At 63.7% G+C, this 15,332-nt stretch carries 15 protein-coding genes and 1 pseudogene; 9 read left to right on the forward strand and 7 right to left on the reverse strand.

Annotation, left to right across the window (positions count from 1 at the left end):
* Positions 1–63: 63 nt before the first annotated feature.
* Both QA640_RS14350 and QA640_RS14355 read right to left on the reverse strand, forming a co-directional pair.
* Positions 64–276, reverse strand: a complete 213-nt coding sequence (locus QA640_RS14350; protein WP_283041289.1) for a hypothetical protein — start codon at positions 274–276, stop codon at positions 64–66.
* A gap of 327 nt (positions 277–603) precedes the next feature.
* Positions 604–921, reverse strand: coding sequence for a cytochrome c (locus QA640_RS14355; RefSeq protein WP_283041290.1), 318 nt, complete (start codon positions 919–921; stop codon positions 604–606).
* Positions 922–1,077: 156 nt separating this feature from the next.
* Between QA640_RS14355 and QA640_RS14360 the strand changes: the two genes are divergently transcribed.
* The 3 genes from QA640_RS14360 to QA640_RS14370 all read left to right on the forward strand — a co-directional run bounded on the left by QA640_RS14360 (position 1,078) and on the right by QA640_RS14370 (position 3,048).
* Positions 1,078–1,791 carry a helix-turn-helix domain-containing protein gene (locus tag QA640_RS14360; protein WP_283041291.1) on the forward strand — a complete coding sequence of 238 codons (714 nt, stop codon included), beginning with the start codon at positions 1,078–1,080 and terminating at the stop codon, positions 1,789–1,791.
* 29 nt (positions 1,792–1,820) lie between these two features.
* Positions 1,821–2,108 (forward strand): hypothetical protein, encoded by a 288-nt coding sequence (locus QA640_RS14365; protein WP_283041292.1) that lies wholly within the window; start codon positions 1,821–1,823, stop codon positions 2,106–2,108.
* Positions 2,109–2,316: 208 nt separating this feature from the next.
* A complete protein-coding gene (locus tag QA640_RS14370; RefSeq protein WP_283041293.1) occupies positions 2,317–3,048 on the forward strand; it encodes a Crp/Fnr family transcriptional regulator in 732 nt (243 codons plus the stop codon).
* A gap of 279 nt (positions 3,049–3,327) precedes the next feature.
* Here QA640_RS14370 and QA640_RS14375 read toward each other — a convergent pair.
* Positions 3,328–4,106 (reverse strand): annotated as a pseudogene (locus QA640_RS14375) (cyclase family protein).
* 349 nt (positions 4,107–4,455) lie between these two features.
* On the opposite strand from QA640_RS14375, the gene QA640_RS14380 reads away from it, so the two are divergent.
* From QA640_RS14380 to QA640_RS14400, 5 genes are all read left to right on the forward strand, one after another.
* Complete coding sequence (locus tag QA640_RS14380) at positions 4,456–4,587, forward strand: hypothetical protein (protein ID WP_283041294.1); 132 nt, start codon at positions 4,456–4,458, stop codon at positions 4,585–4,587.
* Between the two features lie 193 nt (positions 4,588–4,780).
* A complete protein-coding gene (locus QA640_RS14385) occupies positions 4,781–5,752 on the forward strand; it encodes a TRAP transporter substrate-binding protein (RefSeq protein ID WP_283041295.1) in 972 nt (323 codons plus the stop codon).
* Positions 5,753–5,827: 75 nt separating this feature from the next.
* Entirely contained in the window at positions 5,828–6,379 is a 552-nt protein-coding gene (locus QA640_RS14390) for a TRAP transporter small permease (RefSeq protein WP_283041296.1), read from the forward strand.
* Entirely contained in the window at positions 6,370–7,662 is a 1,293-nt protein-coding gene (locus QA640_RS14395) for a TRAP transporter large permease (RefSeq protein WP_283041297.1), read from the forward strand. Before QA640_RS14390 ends, QA640_RS14395 begins: the two co-directional genes overlap by 10 nt.
* Before the next feature lie 24 nt (positions 7,663–7,686).
* Positions 7,687–8,493 (forward strand): SDR family oxidoreductase, encoded by an 807-nt coding sequence (locus tag QA640_RS14400; RefSeq protein ID WP_283041298.1) that lies wholly within the window; start codon positions 7,687–7,689, stop codon positions 8,491–8,493.
* 230 nt (positions 8,494–8,723) lie between these two features.
* On the opposite strand, the gene QA640_RS14405 is transcribed toward QA640_RS14400, so the two are convergent.
* From QA640_RS14405 to QA640_RS14420, 4 genes are read right to left on the reverse strand one after another with little or no spacing between them, the layout of a single operon-like run.
* Positions 8,724–9,422: a substrate-binding domain-containing protein gene (locus QA640_RS14405; RefSeq protein WP_283041299.1), complete on the reverse strand. Its 699-nt coding sequence runs from the start codon at positions 9,420–9,422 to the stop codon at positions 8,724–8,726.
* Positions 9,419–11,551: a molybdopterin cofactor-binding domain-containing protein gene (locus QA640_RS14410; protein WP_283041300.1), complete on the reverse strand. Its 2,133-nt coding sequence runs from the start codon at positions 11,549–11,551 to the stop codon at positions 9,419–9,421. The genes QA640_RS14405 and QA640_RS14410 overlap by 4 nt, the downstream gene beginning before the upstream one ends.
* Positions 11,548–12,018, reverse strand: coding sequence for a (2Fe-2S)-binding protein (locus QA640_RS14415; RefSeq protein ID WP_283041301.1), 471 nt, complete (start codon positions 12,016–12,018; stop codon positions 11,548–11,550). The genes QA640_RS14410 and QA640_RS14415 overlap by 4 nt, the downstream gene beginning before the upstream one ends.
* 9 nt (positions 12,019–12,027) lie before the next feature.
* Positions 12,028–13,002 (reverse strand): tripartite tricarboxylate transporter substrate binding protein, encoded by a 975-nt coding sequence (locus QA640_RS14420; RefSeq protein ID WP_283041302.1) that lies wholly within the window; start codon positions 13,000–13,002, stop codon positions 12,028–12,030.
* 213 nt (positions 13,003–13,215) lie between these two features.
* Here QA640_RS14420 and QA640_RS14425 point away from each other — a divergent pair, with 213 nt between their 5' ends.
* On the forward strand, positions 13,216–15,306 hold the full coding sequence (locus QA640_RS14425; RefSeq protein WP_283041303.1) for a molybdopterin-dependent oxidoreductase: 2,091 nt from the start codon (positions 13,216–13,218) through the stop codon (positions 15,304–15,306).
* Positions 15,307–15,332 lie beyond the last annotated feature (26 nt).

Below are 15,332 nucleotides of genomic sequence, written 5' to 3' on the forward strand. Positions count from 1 at the left end.
GAGCGCTTTATGGCCCCCGTCCATCGCCGGTTGCTGCCGGTGCTTCGCCCGAGCCAGCTTCGATCACCTCAATCCTTCGATCAACGCCCGCCAGCCGAGCGCATCGTCACGCATCAGCAGTGAAACGCCGAGCATCGCCAAGTGATCTGGCAATTCGCAATCGTGACGGGCGTTCATATCGGTGACAAAGACGGCGGCCGCCTTCTTGAGATCGCCTCGGTCGAGATAATCAAAGGCTCGTCGCTTGCACCGCTCGACATATTTGTCGCGCGGCATATCGGTTATCAGGGAACGTTCCATTTTTGCCAGCGATCCCTCAAATCTAATACAAAGAACGCTGACAGGATTGAGCGGTCGGCATCGGCCCGTCTGTTCGAAAGGCGACAAACTGACGCCTTTTAGTTGCGGTGTGGGAATTGAGACACAGGCGCGCGACCGTCTTGAAAATCGCCCCGACTGTCGGCTGCGGGCTCGGCGGCGAATGAGATGGGCATCGCCCAATGAAATGGCGATGCGTCGTCGAGGGTGAGTATCACTGCCCTATCCGAAGTGTTCGGCCCGGAGACGACGCGACGAGTTTACGGCTACACGCCCCGCGATCCGCTATTCCAAGGTCTTCAGATAGGACAGGAGATCGTGGATCTGGTCCGGATCGAGCTCGAAGGCGGGCATGTCGGCGTGGCCGGTGTAGATGCCCTCGGCGAGCGCTTCTCCGAGCGTTTCGATCGGGTAGCGTTGATGCAATGTCCGGAAAGGCGGAGCGATCTTCAGCAGGCTTTCCGACCTGCGGTCGATGGCATGGCAGCGCGCGCAATTGGCGCGCGCGTAGGTCTTGCCGCGTTGCTCGGCCTTGGAGGCGGCGAGTACCGGCGTGGCGAGGAGAAGCGCGATCAGGATCTGACGAAGCGTGAATTGCAGCATGGAGGAGTGGTCTCGAACGGCCGGCACGGAGAATACGGAGGCGGCGTCCCGCAAAATTGATCTGGGTCAACTGCGTTTGGGACAAGGCAGTAAAATGCCGACGCGCGGCAGACTGAGGTCTATGGCGAAGCGGGCCGCGCTTGGCTGGAGCGATGGATGAAGTCTTCCCTGGTTGCAATCGAACCGAATGTGCATTTCTGCAAGGAGTGTTCGATACGTGAGTTCAGCGTGTGCGCTTCGCTCGATGCGGCTGAGCTCAGGGAGTTCGAGCATTTGGGACGCCGGGTGCATTTTACCGCCGGCGAGACGGTGTTTTCCGAAGAGGACATCACGACATCCTTCTACAATCTTCTGGAAGGTGTGATGAGGCTCTACAAGCTGTTGCCGGATGGGCGACGGCAGATCGTCGGTTTCGCGCTGCCGGGCGACTTCCTTGGAATGAATGTCTCCGGTCGCCACAATTTTTCCGCCGATGCGATCGGCGTCGTGACGGTCTGCCAGTTCGCCAAGGCCGCATTCAGCCGCTTCATCGAGGAGAGGCCGCATCTCCTGCGCCGCATCAACGAACTCGCCGTGCGCGAATTGAGCCAGGCCCGCGACCACATGGTTCTGCTTGGACGCCGTTCGGCAGAGGAGAAGGTTGCAACCTTTCTCCTCGGCTGGCGCGAGCGCCTGATACCGCTCGACGGGCCGTCGAACACCGTGCCGCTGCCGATGAGCCGTCAGGATATCGCCGACTATCTCGGGCTGACCATCGAAACGGTCAGCCGCACCTTCACCAGGCTCGAGCGCGTTGGTGTCATCGAGATCATCCATGGCGGTATCAGCCTGCTCGACCCGGCGCGCGCCGAGGCCCTGGCGGCGGCCTGAGAGACTCCTTCCATGCCGATCGCTGATTTTTGATCGCGATCAACGACGACGATCGGCCGCCGCGCATAATGCCCAGGCTGATGAAAGCTGAGGGGTGGGGCAGCATGCCGATCGACGCGCTGTTGATGACCATTGCCGTTGTGATCGTCTTCGTCGCCTTCGCGGCGGTGTTGGCGTGGGCGGATCGCCAAACGAGGCCCAACCAGCTCAAGTCGAACGAAACGGCCTTCAAACATCGAAGCCGCCGTGGCCGTAGCCGCGTTGGCAGGACCTGGAACAGGGGCGGGCTGACCGCCGATCTCAGCCCTGCGGGGTGAAGGCCGCACATCGCCGCGCGATGTTGTGTCCGCAACTCAGCATCGCGCGCATTGAGCAGATACAGCCTGTGGATGCGCTTTTCGACCGGCGGGAACGGTCCTTTTCAGTCGCTTGTCCAAAAGTGCATATGTGGTTTCCGGTTGAAAAGCCCGGCAACGTTGACTACGCAGGAACTCCAGTACCTCGCAGTCTTAGGAGTCCGGCGGCGTGCCTCAGGACAAGACCAGCGATCCCCGGCAGTCGTCGGGCAACAAGCTATCGGTGCTGCGCAAGCATCCGATCTTCGCTGATCTGAAGCCGGAGGCGCTCGATCAGCTCTGCCGCTATGCCAAGCACACGACGGTCAAGCGCGGCGCGACGATCGCCGCGAAGGGCGATCCCGGCAACAACCTGTTCGCGGTCATTTCCGGCACGGTGAAAATTTCCTCTTCTTCGCCAGATGGCCGCAACGCCATCCTCAATTTGATCGGTCCTGGAGAGATTTTTGGCGAGATCGCGGTGCTCGATGGTGCACCACGATCGGCAGACGCGACCGCCAACACCAATTGCGAGCTCTACATCATCGATCGTCGGGACTTCCTCCCGTTCGTGAAGAGCCAGCCGGAATTGGCAATGAAGTTCATTGAATTGCTCTGCGGCCGGCTGCGCTGGACCAGTCAGCAGGTCGAGCAGGTGATCTTGCAGAACCTGCCGGGACGGCTCGCCAGTGCACTGCTTGGCCTGACCGAGGAGCGCAAGCTCGACTCCGGCAGCGGAACCCTCGCGATCACCCAGCAGGAGATCAGCGAGATGGTCGGCATGACCCGCGAGAGCATCAACAAGCAGTTGCGGGCCTGGGCCGCGCGGAGTTGGGTTCGCCTCGAGCATGGCGCCATCGTCGTGCTCGACGTCGACGCGCTGCGCGAGCTCTCCGAAAGCGGTCTCGAAGGCGAGCGCTAGCGTAAGGCGCTGCTAACCTTACTGTGTCACTAACCCCTCATGGTGAGGAGCGCGAAGCGCGTCTCGAACCATGAGGCCCCGCCTGTGGCCCAGATCCTTCGAGACGCTTGCTTCGCAAGCTTCTCAGGATGAGGAGTTAGAGCGTTTATGACGCAGTAAGGCTAAAGCATGATCCGGAAAAGTGTGATGCGGTTTTCCCTCGCGACAAACGCGGAGCGCGTTAGCGCCGAGATCATGCGCAAACGATAACCTGAAGCGCGATGATCGATTCATCCTGATCTAGCCGTCGATGATGGCGACGGCCCGCGTCCAGCCTGCCGAGGCGCGCTCGATCTTCACCGGGAAGCAGGAGACCGTGAAGCCCGTTGACGGCAGCTTTTCGAGATTGTGCAGTTTCTCGAGATGGCAATAGCCGATATGACGCCCGGCCTTGTGGCCTTCCCAGATCAGCTTCGCATCCCTGGTCTCGGCATATTTCTTCGCGGTATGGACGAACGGCGCGTCCCAGCTCCAGCCATCGGTGCCGGTCAGGCGCACGCCGCGCTCGAGCAGATACATCGTGGCCTCATAGCCCATGCCGCAGCCTGAATTGACGTAATCTGCGCGCCCGAATTTCGCGCCGGCGCTGGTGTTGACGACGACGATCTCCAGCGGCGACAGCGTGTGCCCGATACGATCGAGCTCCTTCTCAACGTCGTCGGCGGTCGCCACATGGCCGTCCGGCAGGTGGCGGAAGTCGAGCTTCACACCGGCTGCAGGCACCACTCCAGCGGCACCTCGTCGATGGTCCAGGCGCGCTCGCCCCGGTTCATGGTGGGATGGAAGTGCCAGGGCGCATCGAGATGCGTGCCGTTGTGGGTCGACAGCGATACCTGCTCGACCGCCCAGCCCTGGCCATCGGGCAGATCTTCCGCTTTCAGCCCATCGAAGAACTGCAGCATGCGCGGCAGGCCCTGCTGGTGATCTATGTACTGAATCGTCGGATGGTTGCCGGGCGGATCGGCCGGCACGTCGTTCTGCAACGGCACCGAGATGTCGATCAGCTTCCGCATGGGCATTCCCTCAAAACGATCCGGTGTTTCGGGCATCTTGAGGGGCCTCCATTGGCGACGTCAAGAGACGCGCCGGCGACGTCAAGTGACGCGCGGGCGACGTCAAGTGACGCGCCGGTAATGTCAAGCCGGTCCGCCGCGTCTCACGCAAATACGAATCGCGCCAGATCCATCGATGCAACTCCTGCATTGATCGATGCCGTATTTGGCTTGGACTCAGAGTGCCGCCCGCCCTAGGGACGAGATGGGCGACCTCGCGCTGATGCAGCGCGTCCGCTCGGGATGGGCCGACCGTCTCGACCGAACCTTGAAGCCGCAACCAATAGCGGCCGGGCATAAAACGAGAGAAACATCCATGGCTACGACGAGCATCGTTACCTCGCGTTCGGCATTGCCGACGGCGGAGCACGATTGCAGGGGGCGGCACCTGTCGCGCGCCGGCTGGAAGCCTTTCATCGCGCCGCAGCACGAGGGCGAGAGGTCATGAACGGCGACCTTCGCGACGCCTGGGGACTTTGTGGCCGCGATGATGAAGCAGCCGAATCCGCTCGACTCCGTCGCACTATGCTACCAAGGTGGTGCATTTGGAACGCTTGACTTCACACCTGAAGAGGAGCGACCCAAGGCGGCCCGTAGCATCTGCGCGACGACGACATAATCAAATCAGGAGGAAAACCCAGATGAAGACACTGACCGGCATCATCGTAGCCGCCGCGCTGGCGGTCTCGGCGCCCCTGGCGACCGCACGCGACTTCCGCTCCGCCGACGTGCACCCCGCCGATTATCCGACCGTCGAGGCCGTCAAGTTCATGGGCAAACAGCTCGCGACGGCGAGCGGCGGCAAGCTTGGTGTGAAGGTGTTTCCCAATGGAGCCCTGGGCTCCGAGAAGGACACCATCGAGCAACTCAAGATCGGTGCACTCGACATGATGCGGATCAACGCATCGCCGTTGAACAACTTCGTGCCGGAAACCGTCACGTTGTGCCTGCCGTTCATCTTCCGGGACACGCAGCATATGCGCACGGTCCTCGACGGGCCGATCGGCGATGAGATCCTGGCGGCCATGGAGCCTGCAGGATTGATTGGCCTTGCCTATTACGACAGCGGCGCGCGGTCCATTTACACTGTCAAGGCGCCGGTCAAGTCGCTCGCGGATCTCAAGGGCTTGAAGATACGCGTCCAGCAATCCGACCTGTGGGTCGGCATGATCCAGAGCCTCGGGGCCAACCCGACGCCGATGCCGTATGGAGAGGTCTATACCGCTCTCAAGACCGGTCTGGTTGACGCTGCCGAGAACAACTGGCCCTCCTACGAGTCGTCGCGCCATTTCGAGGCAGCCAAGTTCTACAACGTCACTGAGCACTCCCTGGCGCCCGAAGTTCTCGTGATGTCCAAGAAGGTCTGGGACACGCTGAGCAAGGAGGATCAGGCGATGATCCGCAAGGCGGCCAAGGAATCGGTGCCGGTGATGCGCAAGCTCTGGGACGAGCGCGAGCAGGCGTCCCGCAAGACCGTTGAGGCGGCAGGCGTCCAGGTCGTTCCGATCGCCAACAAGCAGGAATTCGTCGATGCGATGAAGCCGGTGTACACGAAGTTCGCCGGTGACGAAAAGCTGCAGAGCCTCGTCAAGCGTATCCAGGACACGAAGTAAGGACAGAGCGTCGAGCTCCGGCGTCGCCGAGCGGCGACGCCGGACCCTCGCAAGGAGACGCGCAAGGAGACCTGGATGTCAGACCCACACGCCGCAAGCCACGAGCCGGAGGCCGCCGCGGCACGCCGGTCCACCGGCTTGCTGTCGCGGATCAATGCCACCGTCGCCCGCGTGGGCATGTATCTGTCCGTGAGCGGCCTGCTCGTCATCGTCACCATCGTGTTCTACCAGGTGTTCGGACGTTACGTGCTCAATTCCAGTCCAACCTGGACGGAGAACTTGGCGCTGGTTCTGATCCTGTACGTCACGCTGATCGGCGCCGCCGTCGGCGTGCGCGATGCGGGACACATCGGCATGGACAGCCTGCTGGTGATGCTTCCGGATCGTTTGCGAGAGAAAATCGAGCTTGTGATCCACGTACTGGTGGCCTTGTTCGGCATTGCGATGGTCTACAACGGCTGGATCCTCGGGGCGTCGGTCGGAACGGTGAAGATCCCCAATCTCGGCCTGCCTGAGGTCGTCCGCTACGTGCCGCTGATCGCCTCGGGCGTTTTGATCGTCTCCTTTTCAATCGAGCACATCATTGCTCTCCTGCGCGGCGAAGAGGTCGTCCCCTCATGGAACTGATCATTCTCGGCGCCACCTTCTTCGGCTTCCTGATCCTCGGCGTACCGGTCGCCTTCGCGATCGGCCTCTCGGCGATTTGTACCATCCTCTACGAAGGCCTGCCGGTCGCCGTCATCTTCCAGCAGATGATGTCGGGGATGAACATCTTCTCCTTCCTCGCGATACCGTTCTTCGTCTTCAGCGGTGAGCTGATGCTGCATGGCGGCGTCGCCGACAAGATCGTGAAGCTTGCCAAGAACCTCGTCGGACACATCCGCGGTGGGCTCGGCATGTCGAACGTGGTCGCCTGCACGCTCTTCGGCGGCGTATCCGGCTCGCCCGTGGCCGACGTGTCGGCGATGGGAGCGGTGATGATCCCGATGATGAAGAAGGAAGGCTTCGACACCGACTACGCCGTCAACGTCACCACCCACGCCTCGCTGGTCGGAGCGCTGATGCCGACCAGCCACAATATGATCATCTATGCCCTGGCCGCCGGCGGCAAGGTATCGATCGGCGCGCTGATCGCCGCCGGCATCCTGCCGGCGCTCGTGCTGATGGTGTGCATGCTGGTTGCCGCTTATGCTGTCGCGGTGAAGCGAGGCTACCCGGCCGGCAAGTTCCCGGGCTGGGCCGAGGTGTTCCGCTCGCTCGCGGCCGCTCTGCCCGGCCTTCTGATTGTCGGCATCATCCTGGCGGGCATCCTGTCCGGCGTCTTCACTGCGACTGAATCCGCAGCCGTCGCGGTCACCTATACGATCCTGCTGACCTTCTTGATCTACCGCACCATGACCCTGCAGAACTTCCTGCGGGCCGCGGCCAAGGCGGTGAAGACGACGGGCGTGGTGTTGCTGCTGATCGGCGTCTCCACCATGTTCCAGTATCTGATGGGACTCTATGAGGTGGCCGACCTCGCCGGCGACATGATGAACAAGGTGTCCTCGGAACCCTGGATGATCTTCCTGCTCATCAACGTCATCCTGTTTTTGCTCGGCACCTTCATGGACATGGCGGCGACCATCCTGATCTGCACGCCGATCTTCCTGCCGATAGCGATGAAGGCGGGCATGGATCCCGTGCAGTTCGGCATGCTGATGCTGATCAACTGCGCCCTGGGGCTGAACACCCCGCCGGTCGGAACGACGCAGTTCGTGGGCTGCGCCATCGGCGGCATCTCGGTGGGCGCGGTGATGCGCACCATCCTGCCGTTCTACGCCGCCCTGATCGCAGCGCTCATGTTCGTGACCTACGTCCCCGCCTTCTCGCTTTGGCTGCCGCGCCTGCTGATGGGTTACAAGGGATAGCCAGCAATAGGGGAGAACCTGTCCGTGACCGATTATCGCAAGCTCTTCGATCTCACCGGGAAGACCGCGGTGGTGCTCGGCGCCGGATCGGGCATCGGCAAGTCGTCGGCCGAGGCGTTGGCTGCACTCGGCGCGCGCGTCGTTTGCGCCGACCGTACCGCGAGGGACGCCGAAGCAACCGCCACAAGGATCCGCGATGATGGCGGCTGGGCGGAAGCCGCCTCATGTGACGCGGCAAGCGCGACCGACGTTGCCGCGCTCGCAAAGACCGTGCTGCAGACATTCCCGCGGCTCGACATCGCGGTGACGACGCCGGGGCTGAACATCCGCAAGACCATTCTCGATTATACCGAGGAGGACCTCGACCGCGTCCTCAACCTGAACGTCAAGGGCACCGTCTGGTTCTTCCAGGCCTTCGGCCGCATCATGGTCGAGCAGAAAGGCGGCAGCATCATCGCCTGTTCCTCGGTGCGTGCGGTCACCATCGAGCCCGGCCTTGGCATCTATGGATCGACCAAGGCAGCGATCGGTCTCCTGGTGAAGGGCTTTGCCTCCGAGGTCGGGCATGCCGGCGTTCGCGTCAACGCGATTGCGCCGAGCATTGCCGAGACCGCGCTGACCGGCCCGTTCAAGCAGCGTCCCGACATCTATGATCTCTACGCCCGGCACACCGTCTTCAATCGCTGGAGCAGCGCCGACGAGGTCGCGACTGCGGTGGCCTATCTCGCCTCGGATGCGGCGAGCTATGTCAGCGGCAGCACGTTGTTCGTCGATGGCGGCTGGACCGCCGTCGACGGGCCACCGACCGGTCTCACGCAGCTCAGCAAGTAACGCGAGCGCGTTCATCTAGAGCGGAATGGCTTTAGGTTGAATCGATTGGGCAGGGGGCTCTATCAACCTCTCCCGCTTGCGGGGAGGTCGGCGCGAAGCGCCGGGTGGGGGCTGTCTCCGCACAGGGAGTATCTCGATCGCGGAAGCACTCCCACCCCAGCCCTCCCCCGCAAGCGGGAGAGGGAGCGCCCCTTCTTTGCGGGAACAATCAAACCTAAACTCTTCGCGCTTTAACCTGCAAAGCCCACGCGCCGGCGCAGCTCCGTCTGGTTTGCGCCGGCGAGAAGCTCGATCAGGACGCGCGCCGCGGCGACATGTGCCGCGCGCGTCGTCACGCCCGCTGTATACATCGTCGCGAGCGCGTGGCCCGAAGGCAGCGGGCCGGACAGCACAATGCCCTTCGTTGCGATGATCTCTGTCGCCTGCGTGCATCCGATCGGCCGTTTGGCATCGGATGTTGCAAGCTGCCGCATCGCGACTGCGCCGTTCGGAAAGAATTTGAGGCGAGACGCAACCTCGCCGGCGATGCCGAGCTGGTCCAACACCTTGGCGACGTGAATTCCTGCCGTCGAGGTCTTGGTGTCGGGAACGAAGATCGCATCGGCCGCGCGCAGTGCGTCCCGCAGATCAGACTCGGTCTTGACCGTGACCCCGGGGTCGTTGGCGCGGACGGCGAGCGCGGTCTCGACCACGCCGACGTCGGCGATCGAGGTGGTGTCGACAAGCTTTTCGTCGGCAAGCCTGGTCACGAGCGCGCGCGTCAGGATGACGAGATCGGCCGGCGCGCCTCCACGCAACTTGTCCGCCATCAGGCCGACGGCGCCGTACTCGCCCTCGATTGCAAAGCCGGTCTGAGTCTTGAACTTTTCGGCGAGCTGGGCAACGAGGCCCTGCGCCGCGCCGCCGCTCAAAATATGGATCGCCGTCACGATGCAAGCTCCATTGCTGCGATCAGCCTTTCGCGCGTGATCGGCAGGTCGCGCACGCGGATGCCGAGGCAATCGAACACTGCATTCGCAATCGCCGCCGTCACCGGTCCGTGCGCGGCTTCGCCGGCGCCGACCGGCGCGATCTCTGGTCGCTGGATGACGTCGACGTCGACAACCGGCACCTCGCTGAAGGTCAGGATCGGATAGTCCGTCCAGGATGTGGAGGTGATGCGTGTGCGGTCGAAGCGGACACGCTCCTTCAAAACCCAGCTGGTGGCCTGGATCGCGCCGCCCTCGATCTGGTTGATCACCCCATCCGGATTGATGGCCTCGCCCACGTCGACCGCGAGCGTCAGCCGTTTGACACGGATGTCCTCTTCGCCTTCGATTTCTGCGATCGCCGCGCAATAGGCGCCGGTGTTCTTGTAGCGCGCGAAGCCGAGGCCGTAGCCGATGCCGGTCTTCTGTTCCGGTTTCCATTTCGCACGCGCCGCGACGGCGCGGATCACATCCTTGGGTCGCTCGTCTCGCAAATGGCGCAGCCTGAACTGGACGGGATCTTCGCCGCTGATGGCCGCGATCTCGTCGAGCATGGATTCGATCGCGAACACATTGCCCTGCGCGCCAAGCGTCCGTAGCGCCGAGGTGCGTATGGGCATGGTCAGGAGGCGGTGGCTTTCGATCGTCCAGGCGGGCAGCTCATAGAGCGGAACGGAGTTGCGGTCGCCGCCACCGCCATTGGCCGCCGGAGGATCGGACGAGATCAGGCGCGGGTAGGGCGTTGCGAGCTCGGTTGCCGCGAGCAGGGCAGGCTGCGCCGCGCGTCCCGGCCGGGCGGTGTGGCCGTTGCTCCAGATCGCGTGCCGCCAGCCAACGATCTCGCTATGCGCATCGAGATCGGCCTCGATCTCGATCGTCATCGCCGCACCGAACGGCGCATGCGACATTTCATCGTGCCGCGACCATTGCACCCGCACCGGCCGCCCGCCGGCTCGCTTTGCGAGCAGCACCGCGTCGAGCGCGACGTCATCGGCCGCATTGTGACCGTAGCAGCCGGCGCCTTCCATGTGCTCGACGATGATGCTTTCGACCGGCAGCTTCAGCACGATGGCGAGGTCGGCGCGCAGCATGTAGACGCCCTGGCTGTGTGTCCAGACGCGGACGCGATCTCGCTCCCATTGTGCCATGGCGCAGGACGGTGCGATCGAGGCATGCGCGATATACGGACGGGTGTATTGCCGGCGGAGCCTGCGCGCGACCTGCTTCGGCGCGGCCGCTGTTTTGGTGTCGATGACTCTGGTCTCGACCGGCTGGCTCCTGAGGAACGCAGCCAGATTGTCCTCGTCCGGCAGCGGCTCGCCCGCCGACCATGTCGCGCCCTTGCGCAATGCTTTCAACGCGGCCTCGGCCCCGTCCTCGGTCTCGCTGACGATACCTGCGAAGCTGCCGTCCCGCACGATGGCGATGAACCCGGCAACCGCGCGCGCGGCGGTTTCATCGAGCGCAACGAGCCTTGCGCCCGACACCTCCGGCCGCAGCACGCGGCCATGCAGCATGTTCGCCAGCGGCGTGTCGTGAATGAAGCGCGGCCGCGCGAACACCTTGTCGGGAATGTCGATCCGTTGAACGGATTGCCCGGCCAGGCTGCGCGCGGCGGCCGGCTTCGCGACCGTTTCCGCGGTCGCGCTGCGATCGAGCGAGACCTCGCCGGCAAGCTCCCAATAGCTGGTCCGGACATTGCCCGGTCCGGACATCGTGCCGTCGTCGATGTCGAGCGTCGATGCATCGACGCCGAGCCGTTCCGACGCCGCTGCGAGGAACAGCCGGCGCACCTCGGCGCAGATCTGGCGAAGCGCGCGGCCGGATTGCTGGATCGAGAGGCTGCCCGAGGTGACGCCTTCGTTCGGGCTTGCGGCCGTCGAGGCGCGTATCATCGCGATCCGGCCGATATCGACGTCGAGCTCGTCGGCGGCGATCTGGGCCAGCGCCGTGACGATGCCCTGGCCGATCTCGACCTTGCCTGGCGAGATCGCCACGCGTCCGTCGGGCGTGAACTTCACCCAGGACGACAGCCTTGGATTGGCAGCCAGGCTGGGCGACAGTTGCGGAGGAGGCGGCGGTGTGCTCATGGCGCGGCCATTTCCGATGCTGCGCGCAGCACCGCCCGCACCATGCGATTCTGCGAGCCGCAGCGGCAGAGGTTGCGATCGAGCGCTTCCCTGACCTCCGCCTCGGTCGGCGACGGCTTGCGTTGCAGCAGTGCCGCTGCACTGATCAAAATGCCCGGCACGCAATAGCCGCATTGCATCGCCTGTTCGGCGATGAAGGCGCTCTGCAACGGGTGCGGATGTTCGGGCGTGCCGAGGCCCTCCACGGTCGTGACGTCCTTGCCGGCTACCGACCACAGCGGCATGTCGCAGGAGGCGAGCGCGTGGCCGTCGACCATGACGTAGCACGCGCCGCATTCATTGGCGCCGCAACCGAAATGGCTGCCCGTGAGGCCAAGCTGGCCGCGCAGCGCTGCGAGCAGCATCTGATCGGAATCGGTGTCGATCGCGGTGTCGGAGCCGTTCAGGCGAAATCGAATGGTTGGCATTTCCGGACCTCAGGACTTGTCGAACTTCTTGACGACATCGGCCCATTTCACGATGTCGCCGCGCAGGAATTTTTCGAACTCATCCGGCGTCATCGTCATCGGCACCGCGCCCTGTTCCGTCCATAGTTTGACGATCTCGGGCCGCTTCACCAGTGCCGTGACGGCTGCGTTGAGCTTGTCGATGACCGGTTTCGGCGTGCCCGCCGGTGCCATCAGGCCGAGCCAGATGGTTGCCTCATAGCCTGGTACGCCGGCTTCGCCTGCGGTCGGAACGTTGGGCAACACCGCGGAGCGCTGCTTGCCGGTGGTTGCGAGCGCGCGAACCTGATTCTCGGCGACGTTGGGTGCCATCGCCGGGACCGCGTCGATCATCATCTGCACCTGTCCGCCGATCACGCCGCTGCGTGCCTCGCCGCTGTTGCGATAGGGGACGTGCACGACGTCGATTTCGGCCATGGCTTTGAACAACTCGCCCGCCATGTGATAGGGCGTGCCCTGTCCCGATGACGCGTAGTTCAGCCTGCCTGGCTGCGACTTGGCGAGCGCGATGAACTCGGAAATCGACTTCGCCGGCACGGAAGGGTGAACCACGATGACGAGATCGGAATAGTTCACCGGCGCGATCGGCGCGAGGTCGCGCATCAGATCGTATTTGCGCTGCGCAGGTGTCAGCAGCGATTCGTTCGCGGTCTGGGTGTTGGACATCATCAAGAGCGTGTAACCGTCGGCCTGCGACTTCGCGGCTTCCAGCGTGCCGATGACGCCGCCGGCGCCGGAGCGGTTCTCGATCACGAAGGGCTGGCCGAAGCTCTCTTGGAGGACGTTCCCGATCAGCCGCGCGGCAACATCGGCGGGACCCCCGGGGCCGAAGGGGACGATGATCCGGACCGCATGTGTGGGATAATCCTGCGCGAAACAGCGCGGCGTGGAGAACAGGGTGAGCAGCCCGGCGGCCAATGCCAGCGCGAATCCTGGGCGCGTCATGCCCGCCTCCCTCTGTCGTTCTTGTTGACCGTCACTGTAACGGCAGGCCAAGTCGCCTGTCGACGCCTCACAAAGTCGATCTGGCTGGGAATATTGTGCGGTTTCCGGTGTGGCTACGCCGCGGAACAGGCCGCGTCGGCCTGAGCTATTTGCATGGGCAATCCCGGATAAATGGGCTCGGCTGGCCGGTACTTTGATGTTACGAACTTGCCCATGAACCAGCACGCCAAGATCGCGATCCGCCATTCCACCTGTCCGCACGACTGCCCGTCGGCCTGCGCGCTCGATGTCGAGGTCATCGAAGGCCGCAGCATCGGCCGCGTCCGCGGCTCGAAACAGCAGACCTATACGGCGGGCGTCGTCTGCGCCAAGGTCGCGCGCTATGCCGAACGCATCCATCACCCCGAGCGGCTGATATATCCGATGCGGCGCACGGGGCCGAAAGGTTCGGGCCAGTTTGCGCGGATCTCCTGGGAGGAGGCGCTGGACGAGATCGGGCATCGCTTCAACGCGGCCGAGCGCGAATTCGGCGCCGAGGCGGTCTGGCCCTATTACTACGCCGGCACCATGGGGCTGGTCATGCGCGACGGCCTCAACCGCCTCACGCATGTGAAGAAATATTCACGCTTCTATTCGACGATCTGCGCCAACGTCGCACGCGTCGGCTTTGCGGTGGGAGCCGGCAAGATCGCCGGCGTCGACCCGCGCGAGATGGGTGTCTCCGACCTCGTGGTGATCTGGGGCACCAACGCCGTCAACACCCAGGTCAATGTGATGACGCACGCCTCCCGTGCCCGCAAGGAGCGTGGCGCGAGGATCGCCGCCGTCGACATCTACAACAACGAGACCATGAAGCAGGCTGACATCAAGATCATCCTGCGTCCCGGCACCGACGGCGCGTTCGCCTGCGGCGTCATGCATGTCCTGTTCCGCGACGGCTATGCCGACCGCGCCTATATGGACAAATACACGGATTGTCCGGGTGAGCTCGAAGCGCATCTGAAGACGCGCACGCCGGAATGGGCGTCCGCGATCTGCGGCGTTCCGGTCGCCGAGATCGAGGCCTTTGCGAAGGCGGTCGGCGAGACCAAGCGGACGTTCTTCCGCCTCGGCTACGGCTTCAGCCGCAGCCGCAACGGTGCGGCCCAGATGCATGCCGCGGCCTGCATCCCCGCGGTGACCGGCGCCTGGCAATATGAGGGCGGCGGTGCCTTCTTCAACAATTACGCGCTATGGCACTTCGACGAATCCATCATCGAAGGCCACGAGGCGATCGATCGCTCGACGCGCGCGCTCGACCAGTCCAAGATCGGCCGCATCCTGACCGGAGATGCGGAGGCCCTACACGGCGGGGGGCCGGTCAAGGCGATGCTGATCCAGAACACCAACCCTGTGACGGTCGCGCCGGAGCAGATGCTGGTGCGGCAGGGTTTTGCGCGCGAGGACCTGTTCGTGGCGGTGCACGAGCAGTTCATGACCGAGACGGCGCAGATGGCCGACATCGTGCTGCCGGCGACCATGTTCATGGAGCATGACGATCTCTATTACGGCGGTGGTCATCAGCACATCTCGGTCGGGCCCAAGCTGATCGACCCGCCCGGTGAGTGCCGCTCCAACCACGAGGTGCTCCAGGCATTGGCGCCGCGTCTTGGTGCAAGGCATCAGGGTTTCGAGATGTCGGCGCGCGAATTGATCGACGCGACGCTGAAGCTGAGCGGCCACGGCGATGTCGAGGCGCTCGAGGCGGATATCTGGCGCGATCTCCAGCCGGACTTCCGTACGTCGCACTTTCTCGACGGTTTTGCGCACGCCGACAAGAAATTCCACTTCAAGGCCGACTGGGTGCATCCGCCGTTCGGCCTGATGATGGGCGATTTCGACAAGATGCCGTCGCTGCCAGACCATTGGGCCGTGATCGAAGAGGCCGATCGGGACCATCCGTTCCGGCTGGCGACGAGCCCCTCGCGCAGCTTCCTCAACACGACCTTCAACGAGACGCCATCCTCGCAGGCCCGCGAGGGCAAGCCGAGCGTGATGGTCCATCCCCTGGACGCCGCCTCGCTCGAAATCGCCGAGGGCGACGCGGTGACGCTCGGCAACACCCGCGGCGAGACGACGCTCATTGCAACGTTGTTCGACGGAGTGCAGCGTGGCGTGCTGATCGCGGAGTCCGTCCATCCGAACAGGAACCACATCGGTGGCCGCGGCATCAACGTGCTGACCGGCGCGGACACGATCGCGCCGATCGGTGGCGCGCCGTTTCACGACAACAAGGTCTGGCTGAAGAAGGCGGCGAACGCCTGAAAGTTCCGATCGCCGCGCGTCCGAGC

The organism is Bradyrhizobium sp. CB82, from assembly GCF_029714405.1.
Taxonomy (GTDB): domain Bacteria; phylum Pseudomonadota; class Alphaproteobacteria; order Rhizobiales; family Xanthobacteraceae; genus Bradyrhizobium.

Bases quoted from the DNA above. Each gene is read 5' to 3' on its own strand.
- QA640_RS14350 (WP_283041289.1), bottom strand. From the start codon at position 276: ATGCCGCGCGACAAATATGTCGAGCGGTGCAAGCGACGAGCCTTTGAT.
- QA640_RS14355 (WP_283041290.1), bottom strand. From the start codon at position 921: ATGCTGCAATTCACGCTTCGTCAGATCCTGATCGCGCTTCTCCTCGCC.
- QA640_RS14360 (WP_283041291.1), top strand. From the start codon at position 1,078: ATGAAGTCTTCCCTGGTTGCAATCGAACCGAATGTGCATTTCTGCAAG.
- QA640_RS14380 (WP_283041294.1), top strand. From the start codon at position 4,456: ATGGCTACGACGAGCATCGTTACCTCGCGTTCGGCATTGCCGACGGCG.
- QA640_RS14385 (WP_283041295.1), top strand. From the start codon at position 4,781: ATGAAGACACTGACCGGCATCATCGTAGCCGCCGCGCTGGCGGTCTCG.
- QA640_RS14390 (WP_283041296.1), top strand. From the start codon at position 5,828: ATGTCAGACCCACACGCCGCAAGCCACGAGCCGGAGGCCGCCGCGGCA.
- QA640_RS14395 (WP_283041297.1), top strand. From the start codon at position 6,370: ATGGAACTGATCATTCTCGGCGCCACCTTCTTCGGCTTCCTGATCCTC.
- QA640_RS14410 (WP_283041300.1), bottom strand. From the start codon at position 11,551: ATGAGCACACCGCCGCCTCCTCCGCAACTGTCGCCCAGCCTGGCTGCC.
- QA640_RS14415 (WP_283041301.1), bottom strand. From the start codon at position 12,018: ATGCCAACCATTCGATTTCGCCTGAACGGCTCCGACACCGCGATCGAC.
- QA640_RS14420 (WP_283041302.1), bottom strand. From the start codon at position 13,002: ATGACGCGCCCAGGATTCGCGCTGGCATTGGCCGCCGGGCTGCTCACC.
- QA640_RS14425 (WP_283041303.1), top strand. From the start codon at position 13,216: ATGAACCAGCACGCCAAGATCGCGATCCGCCATTCCACCTGTCCGCAC.